The sequence below is a fragment of the Actinoallomurus iriomotensis genome (assembly GCF_030269445.1).
Lineage (GTDB): Bacteria > Actinomycetota > Actinomycetes > Streptosporangiales > Streptosporangiaceae > Actinoallomurus > Actinoallomurus iriomotensis.
In genome coordinates this window covers 80,993-99,799 of the sequence record NZ_BSTJ01000016.1, presented here as the reverse complement: position 1 = coordinate 99,799, position 18,807 = coordinate 80,993, and the positions used below count along the sequence as shown (strand labels likewise).

At 72.2% G+C, this 18,807-nt stretch carries 20 protein-coding genes; 12 read left to right on the top strand and 8 right to left on the bottom strand.

The genetic code is table 11. From position 1 onward, the window contains the following. Position 1 precedes the first annotated feature (1 nt). A complete protein-coding gene (locus QSK37_RS45240; RefSeq protein WP_285634373.1) occupies positions 2-523 on the top strand; it encodes a hypothetical protein in 522 nt (173 codons plus the stop codon). 134 nt (positions 524-657) lie between these two features. On the opposite strand, the gene QSK37_RS45235 is transcribed toward QSK37_RS45240, so the two are convergent. Further along, positions 658-1,317 carry a hypothetical protein gene (locus tag QSK37_RS45235; RefSeq protein ID WP_285634370.1) on the bottom strand — a complete coding sequence of 220 codons (660 nt, stop codon included), beginning with the start codon at positions 1,315-1,317 and terminating at the stop codon, positions 658-660. Next, positions 1,314-1,910, bottom strand: coding sequence for an RNA polymerase sigma factor (locus QSK37_RS45230; protein WP_285634367.1), 597 nt, complete (start codon positions 1,908-1,910; stop codon positions 1,314-1,316). The genes QSK37_RS45235 and QSK37_RS45230 overlap by 4 nt, the downstream gene beginning before the upstream one ends. A 262-nt stretch (positions 1,911-2,172) precedes the next feature. On the opposite strand from QSK37_RS45230, the gene QSK37_RS45225 reads away from it, so the two are divergent. Then, complete coding sequence (locus QSK37_RS45225; RefSeq protein WP_285634364.1) at positions 2,173-2,913, top strand: type 1 glutamine amidotransferase; 741 nt, start codon at positions 2,173-2,175, stop codon at positions 2,911-2,913. A gap of 23 nt (positions 2,914-2,936) precedes the next feature. Here the strand turns inward: QSK37_RS45225 and QSK37_RS45220 are convergent, their stop codons facing one another. Beyond that, positions 2,937-3,305, bottom strand: coding sequence for a hypothetical protein (locus QSK37_RS45220; RefSeq protein ID WP_285634361.1), 369 nt, complete (start codon positions 3,303-3,305; stop codon positions 2,937-2,939). Positions 3,306-3,317: 12 nt separating this feature from the next. Between QSK37_RS45220 and QSK37_RS45215 the strand changes: the two genes are divergently transcribed. Beyond that, positions 3,318-4,121 carry an ABC transporter permease gene (locus QSK37_RS45215; protein WP_285634358.1) on the top strand — a complete coding sequence of 268 codons (804 nt, stop codon included), beginning with the start codon at positions 3,318-3,320 and terminating at the stop codon, positions 4,119-4,121. Between the two features lie 44 nt (positions 4,122-4,165). Here QSK37_RS45215 and QSK37_RS45210 read toward each other — a convergent pair whose 3' ends face one another. After that, positions 4,166-6,118 carry a discoidin domain-containing protein gene (locus tag QSK37_RS45210; RefSeq protein WP_285634356.1) on the bottom strand — a complete coding sequence of 651 codons (1,953 nt, stop codon included), beginning with the start codon at positions 6,116-6,118 and terminating at the stop codon, positions 4,166-4,168. A gap of 297 nt (positions 6,119-6,415) precedes the next feature. Between QSK37_RS45210 and QSK37_RS45205 the strand changes: the two genes are divergently transcribed. Then, positions 6,416-6,922, top strand: coding sequence for a MarR family winged helix-turn-helix transcriptional regulator (locus tag QSK37_RS45205; protein ID WP_285575397.1), 507 nt, complete (start codon positions 6,416-6,418; stop codon positions 6,920-6,922). A gap of 4 nt (positions 6,923-6,926) precedes the next feature. Here QSK37_RS45205 and QSK37_RS45200 read toward each other — a convergent pair whose 3' ends face one another. Beyond that, positions 6,927-7,421 carry a universal stress protein gene (locus tag QSK37_RS45200; RefSeq protein WP_285634353.1) on the bottom strand — a complete coding sequence of 165 codons (495 nt, stop codon included), beginning with the start codon at positions 7,419-7,421 and terminating at the stop codon, positions 6,927-6,929. A 66-nt stretch (positions 7,422-7,487) separates the two neighbouring features. Between QSK37_RS45200 and QSK37_RS45195 the strand changes: the two genes are divergently transcribed. Beyond that, positions 7,488-7,922: a MarR family winged helix-turn-helix transcriptional regulator gene (locus tag QSK37_RS45195; RefSeq protein WP_285634350.1), complete on the top strand. Its 435-nt coding sequence runs from the start codon at positions 7,488-7,490 to the stop codon at positions 7,920-7,922. 119 nt (positions 7,923-8,041) lie between these two features. Here the strand turns inward: QSK37_RS45195 and QSK37_RS45190 are convergent, their stop codons facing one another. Further along, entirely contained in the window at positions 8,042-8,647 is a 606-nt protein-coding gene (locus QSK37_RS45190) for a TetR/AcrR family transcriptional regulator (protein ID WP_285634347.1), read from the bottom strand. Between the two features lie 61 nt (positions 8,648-8,708). Between QSK37_RS45190 and QSK37_RS45185 the strand changes: the two genes are divergently transcribed. Both QSK37_RS45185 and QSK37_RS45180 read left to right on the top strand, forming a co-directional pair. Beyond that, positions 8,709-9,833: an FAD-dependent oxidoreductase gene (locus QSK37_RS45185; protein ID WP_285634344.1), complete on the top strand. Its 1,125-nt coding sequence runs from the start codon at positions 8,709-8,711 to the stop codon at positions 9,831-9,833. Positions 9,834-9,917: 84 nt separating this feature from the next. Next, positions 9,918-10,487: a YrhB domain-containing protein gene (locus tag QSK37_RS45180; RefSeq protein WP_285634341.1), complete on the top strand. Its 570-nt coding sequence runs from the start codon at positions 9,918-9,920 to the stop codon at positions 10,485-10,487. 136 nt (positions 10,488-10,623) lie between these two features. Here QSK37_RS45180 and QSK37_RS45175 read toward each other — a convergent pair whose 3' ends face one another. Then, on the bottom strand, positions 10,624-11,979 hold the full coding sequence (locus tag QSK37_RS45175) for an aminotransferase-like domain-containing protein (RefSeq protein WP_285634338.1): 1,356 nt from the start codon (positions 11,977-11,979) through the stop codon (positions 10,624-10,626). Positions 11,980-12,087: 108 nt separating this feature from the next. On the opposite strand from QSK37_RS45175, the gene QSK37_RS45170 reads away from it, so the two are divergent. The 5 genes from QSK37_RS45170 to QSK37_RS45150 are packed head-to-tail and all read left to right on the top strand — an operon-like array spanning position 12,088 to position 16,475. Further along, positions 12,088-13,026 carry a substrate-binding domain-containing protein gene (locus QSK37_RS45170; RefSeq protein ID WP_285634335.1) on the top strand — a complete coding sequence of 313 codons (939 nt, stop codon included), beginning with the start codon at positions 12,088-12,090 and terminating at the stop codon, positions 13,024-13,026. Further along, positions 13,023-13,832, top strand: a complete 810-nt coding sequence (locus tag QSK37_RS45165) for a nitrilase-related carbon-nitrogen hydrolase (RefSeq protein WP_285634332.1) — start codon at positions 13,023-13,025, stop codon at positions 13,830-13,832. Before QSK37_RS45170 ends, QSK37_RS45165 begins: the two co-directional genes overlap by 4 nt. Continuing rightward, complete coding sequence (locus QSK37_RS45160; protein WP_285634328.1) at positions 13,829-14,761, top strand: ABC transporter substrate-binding protein; 933 nt, start codon at positions 13,829-13,831, stop codon at positions 14,759-14,761. Before QSK37_RS45165 ends, QSK37_RS45160 begins: the two co-directional genes overlap by 4 nt. Positions 14,762-14,766: 5 nt before the next feature. After that, positions 14,767-15,714: an amino acid ABC transporter permease gene (locus QSK37_RS45155; protein ID WP_285634325.1), complete on the top strand. Its 948-nt coding sequence runs from the start codon at positions 14,767-14,769 to the stop codon at positions 15,712-15,714. Further along, a complete protein-coding gene (locus tag QSK37_RS45150) occupies positions 15,711-16,475 on the top strand; it encodes an amino acid ABC transporter ATP-binding protein (protein ID WP_285634322.1) in 765 nt (254 codons plus the stop codon). Before QSK37_RS45155 ends, QSK37_RS45150 begins: the two co-directional genes overlap by 4 nt. A gap of 12 nt (positions 16,476-16,487) precedes the next feature. Here QSK37_RS45150 and QSK37_RS45145 read toward each other — a convergent pair whose 3' ends face one another. After that, positions 16,488-18,746: an Orn/Lys/Arg family decarboxylase gene (locus QSK37_RS45145; RefSeq protein WP_285634319.1), complete on the bottom strand. Its 2,259-nt coding sequence runs from the start codon at positions 18,744-18,746 to the stop codon at positions 16,488-16,490. Between the last annotated feature and the right edge of the window lie 61 nt (positions 18,747-18,807).

Genomic DNA, 18,807 nt, shown 5'->3' with positions numbered 1-18,807 from the left:
GTTGACGACCGGCCTACCGGCCGCGTGCCCGCGCGTGGCGGTCACCGGCCACCGCGACCTCACCGAGCGGACCACGCACCTGGTGTCGTCCGCCATCCACGCCGCCCTCGCGCCGTACGGCCCGAACCTGGTGGGCGTCTCCTGCCTGGCCCCCGGCGCCGACCAGATCTTCGCCCGCACCGTGCTGGAGCTCGGCGGCCGGCTGCACGCGATCGTCGCGGCGAGCGGCTACCGCGCGACCCTCTCGCCGGACGCGCGCCGCACCTACGACGAGCTCCTGCACCGGGCCGAGTGGGTCGACACGCTGACGCTCGGCCCGCCGGTCCCGGCGTCGTACGCGACGGCCAACGAGGTGATGCTGGGGGCGGCGGACCACCTGATCGCCGTGTGGGACGGCCGTCCCGCGCGAGGCCGCGGCGGCACCGCCGAGGCGGTGGAGGAGGCACGCCGCCGGGCGATCCGGGTCGACGTCATGTGGCCTCGCGGCGCGCTGCGGGGGACGCCGGTCGGCGCCACGCCCTGAGCCGCGTGGGCCCCCGCCTCTCTCCCGCGTTTGAATGCAGTTCGCCCGTTACGGAACTCGCGGGAGAGAGGCGAGGACTACACCTTTCAAGCGTCGCGACGGCGATTCGTGTCACAGGTGCCCGCGGGCGTCCGTCACGGATTCGGTTCCGGCCCGGTCTTGACCTTGGGACCCTTTCCTTTTCCCTTTCCGGCGGACGGAGTGTTCGCCTTCCCGGTCGCGCTGTTCTTGACGCTCGGAACGTTCGCCTTCGGCGTCTTGGCCGGGTGTGGTTTCTCCGGTTCGGCCGACGGGCGTTCGCTGGAATGGGCCCCCGGCGTGGGATGCGAGTGCGAGGTGCCCGGACGCGGGCTCATGCTCGCGCTCGGGCTCACGCTTGTGCTTGTAGTCGTGCTCGGACTCGTGCTCGGACTCGGACTCGGGCTCGGGCCGTAACGGGCGCTCGTCCGGCCGGGCTCGGCCGGGGCGCCGGTACGGCCGGGCTGCCCGGTCCTGGCCGGCCCGCGCAAGTGCTGCCCGGTGGCCGCGAGGGCGACGCCACCGGCGAGCAGCAGAACGAGGCCCGCCACGATCGTCTTCAGGCCGACCAGCGCGGAGATCCGGCGCCGGTACGGCCGCGGGGACGGGAGCGAACGTGCCTGGCGGAACGCGGCCGCGGCCGCCTCCTCACCGGCCGGATGCCGAGCCGGGGGCGCGGCCGCCGCGGCGAGCAGCGCGGCGAGCTCCGGATGTCCGGCGGATTCTCCCCGGAGCATCCGCTCGGCGGTGTCGCGGTCGAGGCCGGGATCGTTCATCGCGGGGGCTCCAGGTCGTTGATGAGGCGCTCGAGACGGCGCAGCCCGCGGTGCGCCGCGGTCCGTACGGCTCCCGGGCGCTTGCCGATCAGCCGCGCGACGGCCTTGGCGTCCAGCCCGATGACGACACGCAGCACGATGATCTCGGCCTGGTCGCGGGGCAGACGCGCGATCAGCGCCAGGGCCGACCGGGTGGACAGCGAGTCCAGTGCCGCCGTCTCGGTGTCCTCGGACGCGGGCAGGTCGAGGAACTCGGCGACGGGCGCGTGCTCGACCGGACGGCGCCTGCGGCGGCGCAGGTGGTCGAGCGCGCGGTGGCGGGCGATGGTCGCCGTCCAGGCGCGGAAGCCCTCGGCGTCGCCGTCGAAGACGGTGATGTCCCGTGCGATGTGCAGCCACGCCTCGGAGGCGACGTCCTCGGCCTCGTCGCCGACCAGCGTGCGCACGTAGCGCAGCAGCCGAGGGTGGAACTGCCGGTAGAGCGTGCGGAAGCCGTCCTCGTTCCCGTCGCGCGCGGCCCGGAGAGCCGGGCCGAGATCGTCCGGCCCCGTCGCCGGCCAAGGCGGGTGATCGAGCTCCTCTGCATGACTCACGCGCGACATAATGCGCCATATGGGAGGTACACCCAAAGCCGCCCGCTGACCGAGCCCGCGCGCACGGGGCCGCGACAGGTCCGTGACGCCGCGAAACGCCGGGAGCCGGTGCCGTACGAGTGGCCGGCGGTGGTCATGGTGTCGCTGTGAAGCGGGCGCCTGCCGGGGCTGGGATAGTGGTCACCTGCCGGCCACGCACGAGCGAGACATCGGACGACGTGCGCCGGCGCCGACCGCAGCAGACGTTCGATGGAGCGCAGCAGTGACCTCCCTTCCTTCCCGCCGGGTTCTCGTCGTCCGCAACGCCGAGCGAAGCCCGCTCGGACGGTTCCTCCCCTGGTTCGAGGCCGACGGGCTGCACATCGCGGAGGTGACGGGCGACGCGGTCCCCGTCGAGCCGAACGGCTTCGACGCGGTGGTCCTGCTCGGCGGCGGCCTCCTGCCCGATGAGGACGAACGCGCCCCGTGGCTGGCGGCCGAACGCGAACTGACGCGGAGCGCGGTGGCGCGCGGAGTGCCGCTGCTGGGCATCTGCCTGGGCGCGCAGGTGCTGGCCGCGGTGGCGGGCGGCGTGGTCCGCGGCGAGTACGGCCGTCCGGAGCGCGGTTCGTGCCGCGTCTCGCTGCGCGAGGAGGCGAAGGCGGACCCGCTGTTCGCCGGGCTGCCGGAGCGGCTCCGCTTCATCCAGAACCACCGGGACCAGATCACCGAACTCCCACCGGACGCCGTCCGGCTGGCCGAGAGCGACGCCTGCCCGATCCAGGCCTTTCGCGTGGGAGAGCGGGCCTGGGGCGTGCAGTTCCATCCGGAGGCCGGAGCGGACCGGCTCGACCGCTGGGACGAGGCCGCCCTCGCCGACGCCGGCCTGGACCTGGGCGTCCTACGCGCCGAGGCCGAGCGAGCCGAGCCGGAGTCCTCCCGGCACGCGCGTCGCCTCGCGTCCAACTTCGCCGCCCTCGTCCACCGAACCGCACCCGTCTCCAGCGCGAATCTCCCCGGCTGACCCGCTGCGTGCGTCTCAGGAGCTCAGAACTTGGAAACGCCCGGGGCGTAGCCGTAGGCGTCCGCATCAAGCATCACCATGTCCTGGCCCTCGATGTCCAGGCGGCGGCAGCCTGGCGGGAACGGCATGGCCACGTGCTCGGCCAACATCTGCGAGAGCGCGTCGGCTTCTCTTCGAACATGCACGAGACCCTGCCGGATCCCACCCGGCGAACCAATGCGGTCACAGCACCAGATGAGCCACCCCGCCTCCAGCGCGTGATGTGCAGGCGGTGACGCATCACCGCGGGACGATCGATGCGAGCGCCGCGACGACCGGGCGAGGACCGCGTGGCCGGCGACGGGGCGGCCGTCGTGCGGTGGGGGCGGTTGCCCGGCCGATTCGGTGCCCATCAGGATCGTGGTATGACTGCGCAGAATGGACTCTGGCCTGCGGTGGAGGCGGCGCGGCCCGCCACGTTGCTGTCGGTCGGTCCGACTCTCGGCGTCGTGATGGTGGTGCTGGCGCTCGCCGCGACCGCCGTGGCGGCCGTCGGCCGGCTGGGGCACGGTCCGGCCGTGTTGCGTTCCGCGGTGCGCGCGGCGGTGCAACTCGCGCTCGTGTCCGTCGTGATCGCCACGATCACCCGGTCGATTCCGCTGACGGCGGTCTTCGTCGTGTTGATGTACCTGGTGGCCGCCCGGGTCGCCGGGCGGCGGATCACCACCGGCCGCGCCGCGTGGTGGGCGGCGGTGCCGATCGGCGTCGCCACCGCGCCGGTCATCGTCCTGCTGCTGGCGACCGGTCTGGTGCCGCCGCACGGCATCACGGTGATCCCGATCGCCGGCATCCTCATCGGCGGCGCCCTCACCGCCACGACCCTCGCGGGCCGCCGCGCCGTCGAGGAGCTGATCCACCGGCGCGGAGAGGTCGAAGCCGCCCTGTCCATCGGCTTGAGCGACCGTGACGCCGCGATGGAGATCTGCCGGCACCACGCGGCCACCGCGCTCATCCCGGCCCTGGACCAGACCCGGACCGTCGGCCTGGTCACGTTGCCCGGCGCCTTCGTCGGCATGCTGCTGGGCGGCGCGTCGCCGATCGCCGCCGGCGCGGTCCAGCTGTTCGTCCTCATCGCCCTGCTGGCGGTCGAGGCCGTCGCGATCGTGCTCACCATCGAACTGGCCGCACGCGGGCGGTTCGGCCGGCCGGTCACGGTCGCTCGCCGGTAGGCCGGGAGTCCCCGGTGGTGGTGGGGACTCCCCGGTGGTGGCGATTAGGAGCCGAAGACCGCGAACTCCCACAGCGAGTAGCCGTACTGGGTCGACCGCGCGGTCCCGTACATGCGGACGTAGCGGGCGGACGCGGTGACGTTCAGCGTCTGCGTGCCTCCGGTTCCGGTGGTGGTGGAGTAGACGGTGGTCCAGGTCTTCGCGTCGCCGGAGACCTGGATCTGGTACGCCGTGGCGTACGCGGTCTCCCAGTTCAGCGTCACCTTGCAGAGGGAGCGGGTGCTGCCGAGGTCGACCTGGAGCCACTGAGGGTCGCTGAAGGCCGACGACCACCGGGTGCCCGCGTTTCCGTCGACGGCGTCCTGCGCGGGGAAGGCCACCGACTCGGTGGAGGACGCCGTGGCGGTCCTGCCCTGCGCGATGTTCGTCGTCGAGCAGCCTCCGGCGGGGTTCACGGTCCAGGCGAAGGAGGCCGATCCGCCGGCCCCGGTCGTGTCCTTGGCGGTCACCGTGACGTTCGAGGTCCCGGTCGCGGTGGGGGTGCCGGAGATCAGTCCGGTGGAGGAGTTGATCGACAGCCCGGCGGGCAGGCCACTGGCGCTGTAGGTGAGGGTCTGGCCGGACGCCGAGTCGCTCGCGTGGATCTGCAGGCTGACCGCGGTGCCGACCGTGGACGTCTGGTCACCGGGGGTCGTCACCGTAACCGTGTTGCCGCCGCCGGTGGGCAGAGTCCACTGCTGCTGCGCGGAGCCGGTGCAGGTCTCGACGTCCAGCCGCGCGCCGGTGTTGCCGCCGGGATCGGTCAGGCACAGGCCGGAGTTGGGGTTGACCAGCTCACCGTTGGACTGATGCCTCCAGAGCTGGGCGTTGGTGCCGTTGCACGGATACCAGTCGACGTTGGTGCCGCTGGACGTCCCGGCGCTGACGACGTCGAGACAGCCTCCCTGCACGCGCAGCGTGTCGTCGCTGTAGGGCGACCAGGTCTGGCCCGCGCCGCCGTTGCAGGAGCCGACCCCGATCGGGTTGCCCTCGGTGTTCAGCGAGTTCTGGTTCGTCAGGCACAGGCCGTTGATGCCCTTCACCGTGCCGGTCCCGGTGGCGGTCGCGGTGGGCGTGGAGTTGCCGCCCTGCTCGTAGACGGCCACGTACCCGACGCTCATCGAGGCGCCGGACGTCGTGGCGGAGGTCGGCGTGGTGCAGCCGCAGATCCCGTCGGGGTAGTTGCCGCCCATCGCGAGGTCCCAGATGATGAAGAACCCGTGGTCGATGGCCTGCTGCCAGGCCGTCGTGCCGACCGAGGCCTCGGTGATCGTGCTCTCCACGGTGCCGTCCATCAGGAACTGCAGCGACTCGGCACTCGTGTTGGTGCGGTCGATGATCACCGTGTAGGTGTGGTAGCCCGTCTGGCAGGTCGAGCTCGTGTTCGGGCAGGCGATCAGGGCGTGGCCGGGGCTGTTGGCCGAGTCGTGGAGGGTCTGCGAGGCCTCGTTGAGAGCGTTGACGTCCTCCATCATGTCGATCTCGCCGGAGGTGGGCCAGCCGCCCCCGGCGCGCATCGGCGAGCCCAGGGCCCAGAACGCGGGCCAGTACCCCAGGCCGCTCGCCGGGTTCGGCTGCTGGATCGACGCCGTCATCTCCAGCTTGCCGCCGGGCGGGGCCTGGAAGTCCTCACGGGTGCTCTCCAGCCGCGCCGAGGTCCAGGTGCTGCCGTTCTTGATGGCCTTGAGCACCAGGTGGCCGTTCCCGTCGAGGTAGGAGTTGGCGGTCGAGCTGGTGGTCTGCTCGATCTCGCCGGTGCCGTAGCCGGTGCCGATGTCGTAGAACCAGTTCGCCGACGAGGGCGGCGACCCGGCGGTCCCGGTGAAGTCGTCGCCGAACACGGTCGTCCATCCGGCCGGGGGCGGCGGCACGGTGTCGGCGTACGCGGCGGGCGCGCCGGAGACGGTCGCGGTCAGGACGGCGCTGAGGCAGGCGGCGAGCAGCGCCAGGACCGCCAAGGCCGCCCGGCGCCGTCCGGGACGCGGGGCCGAAGGCGATGGTTTCGAAGCCGATGACATTGGGTCTCCTGAGGGGCGAGGCGGAGGCATCTCAGAGAGCGCTCTATCGGCCGTAGATTCGACTTATTCACGCCTTGTGTCAAGACTAAAATTAAGTACCGACAGAATGAGCGTCATGGTCGTGTCCTCGCGGTGACGCGCGACGGCGTGGCGAACCGGTGGTTTGAGGTGGCGTTAAGGTGGTGCGTGGATAATCCTCGCCGACGGCAAGTATCCGGACGAGGCGACAAGACGGTGATGACGATCGCGGCCGACCACGAGACCTACGACGCCGTCGAGCATGAGCTCGGCGTCCTCCTGCGCCGCGCGCGTGCGCTGACCGTCGGGATGATGCAGGAGGTGCACCACGGCCTCGATCCGGCGGCGTACGGGCTGCTCCTCGGCCTGTACGATCGCGCGCCGGCGCGCCCGAGCGACATCGCGGCCTACTTCGGCGTCGGCAAGGCGACGATCAGCCGCCAGCTGAAGGCGCTGGAGGACCTGGGTCTCGTCGAACGCCGTGCCGACCCCTGCGACGGGCGTGCCCACCTGCTCGCGCTCACGAGCGAGGGGCGGCGCCGGATGGACGCCGTACGGGTCGCGCGCCGCGAACGCTTCTACGCGCTGCTCGACACCTGGCCGGAGGGGGACGTGCGCACCCTGGCCACGATGCTGGCCCGCTTCAACCGGCTGGCCGAGGAGAACGGTACGCGCTCCCGGCCGGCGGGAGACGGCGAGAACCTGGCGCCGAGTTCCGGCCTGTAGGGGGTCAGCTCACCCTGGTGCGGTGAACGGGGCATATGCCCCACCGTGCCAGCCTGCGAGCCGGGCAGCGATGGAACCAGCGCGACCACGACGCGCGCGGCAGCTGCCCGACGAACAAGGCGTCGCCTTGCTCGGCGCGTGCGATCTTCGCGAGGCATCGGTCCGGGCGGCCCGAGACGACCTTGAACCTCCAGGGCCGGCCCGTCGGGTCGAGGGTCTGGACGCACTGGAGCCAGGCGTCGACCTCCCGGCTGTCCCGGCACTCGCGGCTGATCGCCACGGCGCCTGGCGCGAGGAACGCCGTCATCTCGCACATGCCGGGCAGGGAGCGGACGTGGACGCACAGGATGTGCGCGTCGACCTCCGCCGCCCGATCGGCGGCCTCCCGGAGCGCGGCGAGCCCGGACTCGGTGCCGTCCACGCCCACGATGAACAGCGGTCTGTTCCGCGAGCCCCGGACAGCGCTGTCCGAGCCGTCGGGGCCGAATGAGTGATCCATCGCCGTCCTGACTCCTTACCGCTGTTCCATAGTACGCTATGTAAATCGGTGAGCGGGGGATGAAGCGTGGAGCTTTTCGATGAATTCGTCGACGCGGTCCTGGATCTGATGCGTACGGCGCGGCGTACGGGTGGCGCCGCGCACACCGTCCGGGGCGACGGCGTCTCGGTGCCGCAGCTCGTCGTCCTCGGCGCGGTCGACGTCGCGGGCGGGCAGGGGGTGACCGCGGTGGCGGAGCGCGCGGGGCTGGCGCAGCCCACGGTGACCCGTGCGCTGGCGGCGCTGGAGCGCCGGAGTCTCGTCCTGCGCGCGCCGCACGTCAGTGACGGCCGGACCACGTCCCTCGCGCTGACCCCCGCTGGCAAGGCGGTGCTGGAGGAGACGATGCGCAACGTCATCGCACGCTTCGGCGAGCTCTGGGAGACGCTGGCGGACGACCAGCGTGAGCACTCGGTGCGCCTGATCCGCAGCCTCTCGCGGATCACGGCCGAGCTCACCTGACCCGCGCCGCCTCTCTCAGCCCTCGCGTGGGCCGGGTCCGGGATCGCTGTGATCTACTGGACCTGGCTCTGCCCTATGCCGATCACCCCGACTGGCAGCCGGCTCACTGACCGCCGGCCCTAGGCCGGAGGGCCGCCGCCCGCGTCGTTCAGGGCCCCGGTGACGGCCGCGCGGGCGAGCGTACGGGCGGTCTGCGGGTTCACGTCCGCCGGTGGGCGGGTGACCAGGGTGAACAGTGCGCCGCCGAACAGCGTCATGAGCGTCTGGACCTGCTCGGGTGAGGTCGGCAGGCCGAGCGCGCGGTGCTGGCCGATGGTGAAGTCGAGTGTGGCCCGGCCCATCCGGTCGAGCGTCTCCTGGAGGGCGGGGCGGCGCGTGGCCTCGAGGCTCAGCTCGTAGATCGCCAGATAACGGTCGCGGTGCTCGGTGGCGGACACGTACAGGGAGAGGGCGATCAATTCGACCAGGTCGCCCGGACCGGGCGGGACCGGCGACCGGGCGTTCGCGGCGCGCATCTCCGCCTCGTGCAGCTCCACGACGCGGCGCGCGGCCGCCTTGAGGAGCGCGTCCCGGCTGCGGAAGTAGTTGGACGTGGTGCCCGGCGGCAGGCCCGCCCGCTCGTCCACCGTGCGGTGACTCAGGCCGTGGACGCCGGACCGCGCCAGCACCTCGATCGCGGCGTCGGCCAGGGCCTGACGGCGTTCGACGTTCGGCTGCGGCGGCACCCTCCCAACGTACTACAACGATGATAGTACTATCATCGTAGTGACTTCCCGAGGAGGCGCTGTGCGGGTACTGGTGATCGGGGCGGGCGTCGGCGGTCTGGGCGTGGCGCGGGCGCTGCTGGCCGGCGGACATGAGGTCGGCGTGTACGAGCGTGCGCCCGCCCTGCGGACGGGCGGAGCGGCGCTGACCCTGTGGAGCAACGGCACGGGCATCCTGGACGAGCTGGGCGTCTCGGTCGCGGACGCCGGCGTGCGGATCGACGTCCTCGAACAGCGCGACCAGGACGGCCGGCTCCTCGTGAGCGTCGACGTCGCCCGAGCGGCCGCGGCGTACGGGCATCCGCACGTGTCGCTGCCCCGCCGCCGGCTGCTCGAACGGCTCGCGGACGGCCTGCCGCCGGGGACGGTCGCCTTCGACCGTGCCTGCGCGGCGATCGAACAGGACGGGGACATCGTGCGCGCGCGGTTCCGCGACGGCGGCGTCGCCGAGGGCGACCTGCTGGTCGGCGCCGACGGGCACCGCTCCGTGGTCCGCTCACAGCTGTGGGGCGGTGACCCGACCGAGCCGACCGGCTGGGTCACCTGGCAGGGTCTCAGCCCGATGGCGACCGACGTCACCTCCTCGCGGTGCGGCGTCATGGTGGTGGGCCGCGCGGGCATGTGCGGCCTCATGCCGGCGGGCGATGGGCTGCTGCAGTGGTGGTTCGACGTACGCCGCCCGTCCGGTGCGCCGACGCCGTCGTCGCCGCTCGCCGAGCTGCGGCGGCGCTTCGGCGACTGGGCCGCGCCGGTCCGTGACGTACTCGCGGCCGCCGACGACGCCGACGTGGAGTTCTTCCCCCACTACCGCCACCGCGTGCCGCGTAAGTGGGGGTCCGGCCGGGCCACCCTGGCCGGCGACGCGGCACACACGATGCCCCCGACCCAGGCACAGGGGGCGAACCAGGCGCTGGAGGACGCCTGGGCGCTGGCCGCCGCCCTGCGCGCGCCGTCCGACCTGCCGTCCGCGCTGCGGGAGTACGAGCGGTCCCGGTCCCGCCGGGCCGGTCGGGTGGCCAGACTGGCGGGTGCGGAGGTCACCGACCGCTACGGCCCGATGCTGTCCCGGCTCACCCCGGACGGTCTGGTGAGCCGCTTCCACACCCGATGGCTCAGGCGGATCAGCGACTACCTCGTCGCTCACTGAAACGCGCGGCCCGGGGCGGGGCGGCGAACGAGGCGATCCAGAAACCGGCCGGCCGCCGGCCTTGACATCATCGATGATGGGCGGATGATCGACAGAGACCGCGCGGTGCGCTTGGTCGAAGAGCTGCTCCGCGCCGAGGAACGGGAGTTCGCGGAGCGCGGCCGGCCGGTCACTCTCGCGATCTGTAAGGTCACCGAGCACCGCCTCGGCTGGATCATCGACTCGCAGTCCGCGGCATACGTTCACAGCGGCGACGTCGGCGCCATGCTCGTCGGCGGTGGTCCCTATCTGGTCGACCGCCACGATGGGAGCGTCCATCGGATTCCGGCCACCGACTACGTCGGCGGGCTTTGGGAAGAGGACTACGAGCAGCGCATCAAACCAACCGGTGCCGCCGAGGCCGATCCTCTTCGCGGCACCCCGTTCGCGACCGAGATTCGTAAAGCGTTGGAACAGGAGGGCCGGGTCGCGGCCATCCGGCGCCTCAGGCGATGTGCTCCCGGCGTGAACATGGCCCAGGCCAACGACTACGTTGCCGCGATCGCGGCCGGAGAGCGACCATCAGCCGAGCTGATCGAACTGGCCGGACCGCCCGATCGGTTCTCGAGCCGCCTGGGGATCACGACCGTCGCCGGCCCCCTGCTGACTCCCTGACGCCGTCCGGCCTGCCGTCCACGCTGGAGTACCAGCGACCTCTGTCGCGCCGGCCGGTCGTCGGGCGGGGCCGGCGGGTGCGGAGGTCGCCGACGGTGACGGCCCGATGGTGTCCCGGCTCGCTCTGGGCGGTCCGTCAGTGCAGGCTCGGGGGTGCGGCGGCCAGCGCGATCAGTTCGGCGAGTTCGGCGACGCGGTCCGGGTCCTCCGGCAGGCGGCTGGTGGCGATGCGCAGGTGCGGGCCGGTGGCGGTCACCTGGTAGCGGCTGCCCGGCCCCGCCGCGACCCCGTGCGCGGCGAGCGTGACCAGGGCCGCGGACTCCTCGGCGACCGGGACCCACAGCATCAGGCCGTCGCGGTTGGCGGTGGGCACTTCGCGCTCGGCCAGTGCGGCGGCCAGGGTCTCGCGACGCCGGGCGTACGTCTCGCGCGCGTGGGCGACGGTCCGGCGGGTCTGGGCGTCGGTGAGCAGCCAGGCCAGGGCGTCCTGCAGGATGCGGCTCGTCCAGCCGGTGCCGTAGCTGCGCAGCACCCGTACCTTCTCGACGGTCTCGCCGGCGCCGCCGATCACGGCGACGCGCAGGTCGGGGCCGTGTGACTTGGAGTAGGACCGTACCAGCACCGTACGGCCGGGCAGGTGCTCCCCGATGCTGACCGCCGGCGCGGCCGACACCTCGCCGATGCCGTCGTCCTCGACCGCGAGCGTGCCCGCGGGGGCCAGCAGCGCGGCCAGTTCCGCCGCGCGGGCCGGGGTGAGCGCGTGCCCGCACGGGGTGTGGCCGCGCGGCTGGTAGACGAACGCCGCCGGGTTGGTCCGCAGCGCTCGGGCCAGCGACGAGGGGATGGGCCCGTCGCGGTCACAGGCGACCGGCACGACCTCCGCGCCGAGCGCCTCGACGATGTCCAGCAGCCGGGCGCCGGTCGGGTCCTCGACGGCGATGCGGTCGCCGGGCAGGGCCAGGGTCTGGCAGACGAGCTGCATGCCCTCGTACCCGCCGCCGACGACGAGCCGGCGTTCCGCCGGGAACGGCCAGGTCGGTTCGACCGCCTCCCGCAGCCGCTCGGTGATCGTCTCGCGCGCGTAGTCGTTCAGCCGCTCGGTGCAGGCGGCGGCGGCGAGCGCGTCGTCCAGGCGTGGCAGGAGCGCGGGGTCGGGTGCGGCGATGGCCAGGTCGACGGCGAGCCGGCTGCCGAACTCGCCGATCCGCTCGTAGCGGGCGGGCCGCGGGACGCTGGGCGGCCCGATGACGACGGTGCCGCGCCGCCGCTGCGCGCTGACCACCCGGTGGCGGCGCAGCGTCGACCACGCCTCGGCCACCGTCGCCGGGCTCACCTCCAGCTCGGCGGCCAGCCCGCGCACCGTGGGCAGGCGGGAACCCTCGGCGATGTCGCCGCGCCGGATCAGGTCGGTCAGGGCCGCGGCGATGCCCCGGGCGCTGCGCTCGCCGATGTGCCCGGCGAGCCAGCTCGCCTCGACCGTGATCTCGCCCATATTCCCCCGCCGATGATTTTCTTTGTTCAGTAACAAAACACCCATTGTACTCACGTTTGGCTGAACATAAGGTCGGTCGTCATTACGGCCTATCCGAAACGGAGCGTTGTGTCGGTTCCACGCATTCGCCTCGCCCTGCGGGACTGGGATCATCTGGTCCCGCTCGTCACCGGCCGGGTCCGCCCCCGCGGCTTCGAGCTGGAGATCGAGTCCCGTGCCATCACCCCCGACGTTCTGGGGGAACCCGGGCTCGACGGCGGCGAGACCTCCTTCAGCCGGTACGCCCTGGGACGCGGCGACGGCGACGACCGGCTGGCCGGTCTGCCGATCTTCGTGATGCGCGGGTTCCGGCACCGTTGTGTCCTCGTACGGCGGGACAGCGGCCTGACCACCGCCAAGGACCTGGCCGGGGCGCGGATCGGGCTGACCGGCTGGCCCGACTCGGGCAACACCTGGACGCGGGCGATCCTGCGCTCGGCCGGCGTCGACCTCGGCGGCATCGCCTGGACGGTCGGCCCGCTGACGGCGGGGGAGACCGGCAAGGACCGCGTCGGCCCCCGCCCGCTGCCCGCCAACGTCACGGTGACCGACGAGTCGCTGGTGGACGGGCTCGCGGACGGCCGCTACGACGCGATCTTCACGCCGTTCATGCCCGAGGAGATGTTCACCTCCTCCAGCCGCTTCCGCCACCTGTACGACGACCACCGCGGCGCCGAGCTCGGCTACTTCGGCCGGACCGGCTTCGTGCCGGGCATCCACCTGCTGGCGCTGCGCCGCGAGGTGGTCGACGAGCATCCGTGGCTGCCGGCGGCGCTGGAGGAGGCGTTCGAGGAGTCCAAGCGGCACTGGCTGGCGCGGCGGCGTCACCTGGCCGACACGACGCCGTGGCTGCTGTCCGAGCTGGAGGCGGGCACGCGGATCTTCGGCTCGGACTGGATGCCCTACGGCGCCGCGGCCAACGCCGCGATGACCGCCGCGTTCTGCACCGAGCTGCACGAGCAGGGCATCGCCCCGCACCCGATCGACCCCGAGGAGTTGTTCGCATGAGAATCGCCGTGGGGCAGTTCGCCGCCACCGAGGACTGGCCCGCCAACCTCAAGTCCTGCCTGGCGCTGGTGGACCAGGCCGTCGCCGGCGGTGCGGACCTGCTGGTGCTGCCCGAGGACTCTCTCGCCCTGTTCATCGACGAGCCCGCCCGCATCGCCGAGGTCGCCCAGCCGCTCGACGGCCCGTTCGTGACGGCGCTGGCCGAGCGCACCGCCGGGACGTCCGTCACCGTCGTGGCCGGGCTGCACGAGCCGGCCGGCGACGGGAAGGTGTTCAACACGCTCGTCGCGGTCCGCGACGGCGCGCTCGTCACCTCGTACCGCAAGATCCACCTGTACGACGCGTTCGGGTCCCGCGAGTCCGACCGCGTCCGCCCCGGCGACGGCGAGCCGGTGGTCTTCGACTGCGCCGGATGGGCCGTGGGCCTCATGACCTGCTACGACGTAAGATTCCCGGAAATCGCCCGGTTGCTGGCCGACCGTGGCGCCGAGGTGATCGCCCTCCCCGCCGCCTGGGTACGCGGGCCGGCCAAGGAGCGGCACTGGGAGGTCATGACCGTCGCCCGCGCGCTGGAGAACACCTGCTACGTCGCGGCCTCCGGCGAGTGCGGCCGGCGCAACATCGGCGCCAGCATGATCGTCGATCCGCTCGGCACCGTACGCGCCCGGCTCGCCGACGCGCCCGGCCTGGCCTGGGCGACCGCCGACCGCGAGGAACTGGGCGAGGCCCGCCGGCGGCTCCCCGTGCTCGCCAACCGCAGGTTCGCCGTCGACCCGGCGATCCGTCCCCTGGAGGAGTGGTGTTGAAAGGCATCATCGCCGTACTCGCCGCGGTTCTGCTCCTGGGCGCGTGCGGGAAGAACCCGCCCGAGGCCGAGGGCATCCTGGGCGGCCACAAGTCCCAGGGCGTCGACCCGGCGGAGCTGCGCCAGACGACCGACCACAAGCTGCACGACCGGCTGCCCGCCAAGGTGCGGGCAGCCGGACGACTCATCTCGGTGAACAACGGGTCCTTCCCGCCGTACGAGATCGCCGGCTCCGACGGGCGCTCGCTGAGCGGCGCCTCCGCCGACATCTCCACCGCGCTGTCCCAGGTCCTCGGCGTCAAGATCGAGCACGTCACCGTCGACGGCCTGCCCAGCGAGCTGACCGGCATCAAGGCCGGCCGGTACGACTTCGCGATCGGCCCGATCGGTGACTTCCCCGACCGTGAGGGCGCCGCGGACTTCGTCGACTGGGTGCGGGAGTTCGTGGTCTTCGCGGTGCCCAAGGGCAACCCCAAGCACATCGGCTCCATCGCCGACACGTGCGGGCTGCGGATCTCGGTGATGGCCGGCGGCTCGGCCGAGGACGTGATCAAGAAGCAGTCGAAGACCTGCACCGCGCAGGGCCGCCCCGGCGTGCAGGTGCAGTCCTACAAGGACCAGCCGACCTCCATCCTCGCCGTGCGCTCCGGCCGGGCCGACGGGTTCTTCTCCTCCCAGGCCCCGCTGACGTACTTCGTCCAGCAGTCCGGCAAGGACCTGCAGCTCGCCGGCACCGGCAAGGCCAACGGCTTCGCCGACCTGTACCAGGGCGCGGTCGTCGCCCAGGGCTCGCCACTGCGCGACGTGCTCCTCGACGCCCTGCGCACCCTGGTGAAGAACGGCACCTACACCAAGGTCATGACCAAGTGGGGGCTGAGCGCCAACATCCTGACCAAGCCCGGCGTCAACCTGGCGCCGAGAGAGGGGTGATGGACATGACCGTCACCGACCGGCGGACCGAGGAAGAACGCGAGGGCCGAGCGGAGGTCGACGTGGCCGGGGCCACGCGTCCGCGGCACCCGCTGCGCTGGGTCGCCTCGCTCGTGCTGCTCGTCCTCGCGGCGCAGCTCGTGCACCTGCTCGTCACCAACGACAACTTCGAGTGGCACGTGGTCGGCGAGTACGTCAACGCGTCGATCATCGGGCACGGCATCGCGATCACGCTCGAGCTCACCGTGGTCGCCATGGCGGTCGGCATCGTCGGCGGCGTCCTGCTCGCCGTCGGCCGCCTGTCGGAGAACCGCCTGCTGCGCGGCGCCTGCGGCCTGTACGTCTGGTTCTTCCGGGGCATCCCGGTGCTGGTCCAGCTCGTGTTCTGGTACAACCTGTCCGCGCTGCTGCCGAGGATCTCCTTCGGCGTGCCGTTCGGGCCGGAGTTCGTCAGCGGCGAGACCAACCACATGATCACCCCGCTGCTGGCCGCGATCCTCGGCCTGGGCCTGAACGAGGCCGCGTACATGGCCGAGATCATCCGCGGTGGTCTGCTCGCCGTCGATCCCGGCCAGACCGAGGCCGCCCACGCACTGGGCATGAGCGACGCGCGCACGTTCCGGCGGGTCGTGATGCCGCAGGCGATGCGGTTCATCGTCCCGCCCACCGGCAGCCAGGTGATCAACATGCTGAAGGCGACGTCGCTGGTGAGCGTCATCGCCCTGGCCGACCTGCTCTACACGGTCCAGTCCATCTACAACCGGACGTTCCAGACGATCCCGCTGCTCATCGTCGCCTGCCTCTGGTACCTGCTGATCACCTCGATCCTGTACGTCGGGCAGTCCTTCATCGAACGCCGCTACGCACGCGGCGCGACCCGCCAGGCGCCCCAGGGTTTCTGGGACTTCGCCCTGCTCCGCCGTCGCGCCAAGACTCCGGAGGTGCCGTCATGACGACCGCGATGGTGCACGCCGCGGGAGTGCGGAAGAGGTTCGGGCACCTGGAGGTGCTGAACGGCATCGACCTGGACGTCGCGGCCGGCGAGGTCGTCGTCGTCCTCGGTCCGTCCGGGTCGGGCAAGTCCACCTTCCTGCGCTGCATCAACCATCTGGAGACCATCGACGGTGGCTCCATCCACGTCGACGGCGAGCTGATCGGCTTTCGCGCCGAGGGCGGGCGCGTACGGCACCTGCGCAAGCGCGAGATCACCCGGCAGCGCCGGGAGATCGGGATGGTGTTTCAGCAGTTCAACCTGTTTCCGCACCTCACCGTGCTGCAGAACATCGTGGAGGCGCCCACCGGCGTGCGCCGCGAGCCGTCGGCGCGGGCCCGCGAGCACGCGCTGGAGCTGCTGCGCCGGGTCGGGCTGGAGGACAAGGCGGGCGCCTATCCCCGGCAGCTGTCCGGCGGCCAGCAGCAGCGGGTCGCGATCGCCCGCGCCCTGGCCATGCGCCCGAAGCTGATGCTGTTCGACGAGCCGACCAGCGCGCTCGACCCCGAGCTGGTCGGCGAGGTGCTGGCCACGATGAAGAGCCTGGCCGACGACGGCCTCACCATGATCGTGGTGACCCACGAGATCGGCTTCGCCCGCGAGGTCGCGGACCGGGTGGTGTTCATGGACGACGGCCTGGTCGTGGAGTCCGGGCCGCCGTCGCAGGTGCTGGAGAACCCGGCCAACCCGCGGACGAAGGCCTTCCTCAGCAAGGTCCTGTGACCGTCGAGTGCGTCACGTGGTGACGCACTCGATCCAGTAGCGGCCGTCGTCGTCGCGGTGGGCGCCGTGGATGTCGGTGGCGAGGTAGGGGAACGCGCGGTCGAAGTCCTCCAGGGCGTGCAGGTAGCGCATCAGGGGACCGTCGTCCGGGCCGGTCGACTCGCCGGGCGTCAGCATGGGGATGCCCGGCGGGGTGACGACGACGGTCGCGGCGGAGACACGGCCGGCCAGGTCGCGCAGCGGCACCCGCTCCGTCCTGGACCGGATCAGCGCCTGGTAGCAGTCGGCCGGCGTCAGGCGCGGCTCGGGCAGGTCGGTGAAGACCTGGTCGAGCAGCACACCGCGCCGGGAGTCGTGGATGCTGCCGTGGACCCGCGCGCAGAGCCCGCGCAGCGTCACACCGGACGGGCCGAACCCGGGCAGCACCTCCGCCAGCGGAAGACGGTCGTCGTAGGCCTTCTTGAAGTCGATCAGCGCGTCGATGAGCGTGCCCCACTTGCCCTTGGTGATGCCGAGCGAGAACAGCACGAGCAGGGTGTAGTCGCCGGTCTTCTCCACCACGATGCCGCGACGTTCCAGGTAGGCGGCCACGACGCGGGCGGGCACGCCCCATTCCGTGGTGCCGCCCGCCGCGTCGGCGCCGGGACAGGTGATCGTCACCTTGATCGGGTCGAGCATGCAGTGGCCGTCGTCGAGCCCGTCGAACCCGTGCCAGGCGGCACCGGGTTCGAGCGTCCAGCAGCCGGGCCGGGTGGCCAGCAGCTCCGGATCCGCGTCCTCGAACGCGACCGTCTCGCCCGTACCGGGATCGGTCACGTGCGGTGGTTGCCAGACGCCGAAGAACCAGTCCGGGCGGGTGCCGTCCCGGCGGATGCGGACGGCCAGCCGGGCCATCGCCTGTTGGAAGCGGACCGCCTCGACGATCGCCTCGCCGGTGAGGAACGCGCCCGCCGGCCCGTCCATCATCGCCGCCGCGACGTCCAGCGAGGCGATCATGGGGTAGAGCGGCGAGGTGCTGGCGTGCATCAGGAACGTCTCGTTGAGCCGGTCGTGGTCCACCGGCGCGCGCGGCGACGAGCGTACGTGCAGCATCGACGACTGGGACAGCGCGGCCAGCAGCTTGTGCGTCGACTGCGTGGCGAAGACCGTCGGGCGGTCCGGGCCGGGCAGGGTACGCTCGTCCACCGCCATGCCGTACCGGCCCTCGTACAACGGGTTGAACCGGGCGTAGGCGAACCACGCCTCGTCGAAGTGGACGCGCGGCGCCGACGCGCCCAGCAGACCGGCGACGCCGACCGCGTCGTAGCACAGCCCGTCGTAGGTCGAATTGGTGATCACCGCGTAGGTGGGGTCGGGCCCGGCCGCCCCGTCGGCGAACGGATGGTCCGCCAGCCTGCGGCGTACGGCGGCCGCGGAGAGGGCATGGGCGGGGATCGGCCCGGCCAGGCCGAGGCCGTTGCGCTCGGGCACCAGGTAGACGGGCCGGGCGCCGGTGATGGTGAGGGAGTGCTGGATGGACTTGTGGCAGTTGCGGTCGACCAGCACTAAGTCGTCGCGGGCGATGGCGTGGTGGCCGACGACGCGGTTGGCGGTGGAGTTGCCGTTCACCACGAAGAACGTCCGCTCGGCGCCGAAGACGCGGGCGGCGTTGCGTTCGGCGTCGCCGATCGGGCCGGTGTGCTCCAGGGGCGAACCCAGCTCGGGCACGGAGATGGACAGGTCCGTGCGCAGCAGGCGCTCGCCGTAGTAGTCGAAGAACGCCCGGCCCACCGGCGACTTGAGGAACGCGACACCCCCGGCGTGGGCGGGCGTGTGCCAGGAGTAGCGGTGGCTGTCCTCCAGGCGGCGCAGCGCCTCGAAGAACGGCGGGAGCATCTGTTCGGCGTACTGCTCGGCCGCATGCGCGATGCGCCCGGCGATGAAGCCGGGAGTGTCCTCGAGCGGGAAGACGTAGCCCTGGATCACCTCGTGCACCCACAGCGGAACGTCGCGCGGCTCGTGCCCGGTCGTCAACAGGAAGACCGGCAGCCGGTGAAACCGCTTGGTCACCGCCGTCATGATCTCCTCCGCGCCGGCCGCGTCCCACGCGGCCAGCACCGCCGTCAGCGTGGCGTCCGACCGGATCACCGCTAGCGCGTCCGTGCTCCGGTGGGTCCAGCGGACCTGCACCCCGTGCCCGTCCATCGCCGTACGGAGGCGGCGCAACTGCTCGGCGACGGCGGAGTCCCCGTCCGGTCGCTCGTCGACGGCGATGAGAACCATGTGCTCCATGGGGACCTCCGGGTCGCCGCGGGATGCCGGGCCGGCATCGCGCTCGGTCACTACCAAAAGT

Excerpts from the sequence above, each read along its gene's own strand:
- QSK37_RS45215 (WP_285634358.1), top strand. The coding sequence starts at position 3,318 with ATGACTGCGCAGAATGGACTCTGGCCTGCGGTGGAGGCGGCGCGGCCC.
- QSK37_RS45200 (WP_285634353.1), bottom strand. The coding sequence starts at position 7,421 with ATGGATCACTCATTCGGCCCCGACGGCTCGGACAGCGCTGTCCGGGGC.
- QSK37_RS45235 (WP_285634370.1), bottom strand. The coding sequence starts at position 1,317 with ATGAACGATCCCGGCCTCGACCGCGACACCGCCGAGCGGATGCTCCGG.
- QSK37_RS45150 (WP_285634322.1), top strand. The coding sequence starts at position 15,711 with ATGACGACCGCGATGGTGCACGCCGCGGGAGTGCGGAAGAGGTTCGGG.
- QSK37_RS45220 (WP_285634361.1), bottom strand. The coding sequence starts at position 3,305 with ATGGGCACCGAATCGGCCGGGCAACCGCCCCCACCGCACGACGGCCGC.
- QSK37_RS45180 (WP_285634341.1), top strand. The coding sequence starts at position 9,918 with ATGATCGACAGAGACCGCGCGGTGCGCTTGGTCGAAGAGCTGCTCCGC.
- QSK37_RS45145 (WP_285634319.1), bottom strand. The coding sequence starts at position 18,746 with ATGGAGCACATGGTTCTCATCGCCGTCGACGAGCGACCGGACGGGGAC.
- QSK37_RS45175 (WP_285634338.1), bottom strand. The coding sequence starts at position 11,979 with ATGGGCGAGATCACGGTCGAGGCGAGCTGGCTCGCCGGGCACATCGGC.
- QSK37_RS45165 (WP_285634332.1), top strand. The coding sequence starts at position 13,023 with ATGAGAATCGCCGTGGGGCAGTTCGCCGCCACCGAGGACTGGCCCGCC.
- QSK37_RS45205 (WP_285575397.1), top strand. The coding sequence starts at position 6,416 with ATGACGATCGCGGCCGACCACGAGACCTACGACGCCGTCGAGCATGAG.
- QSK37_RS45155 (WP_285634325.1), top strand. The coding sequence starts at position 14,767 with ATGACCGTCACCGACCGGCGGACCGAGGAAGAACGCGAGGGCCGAGCG.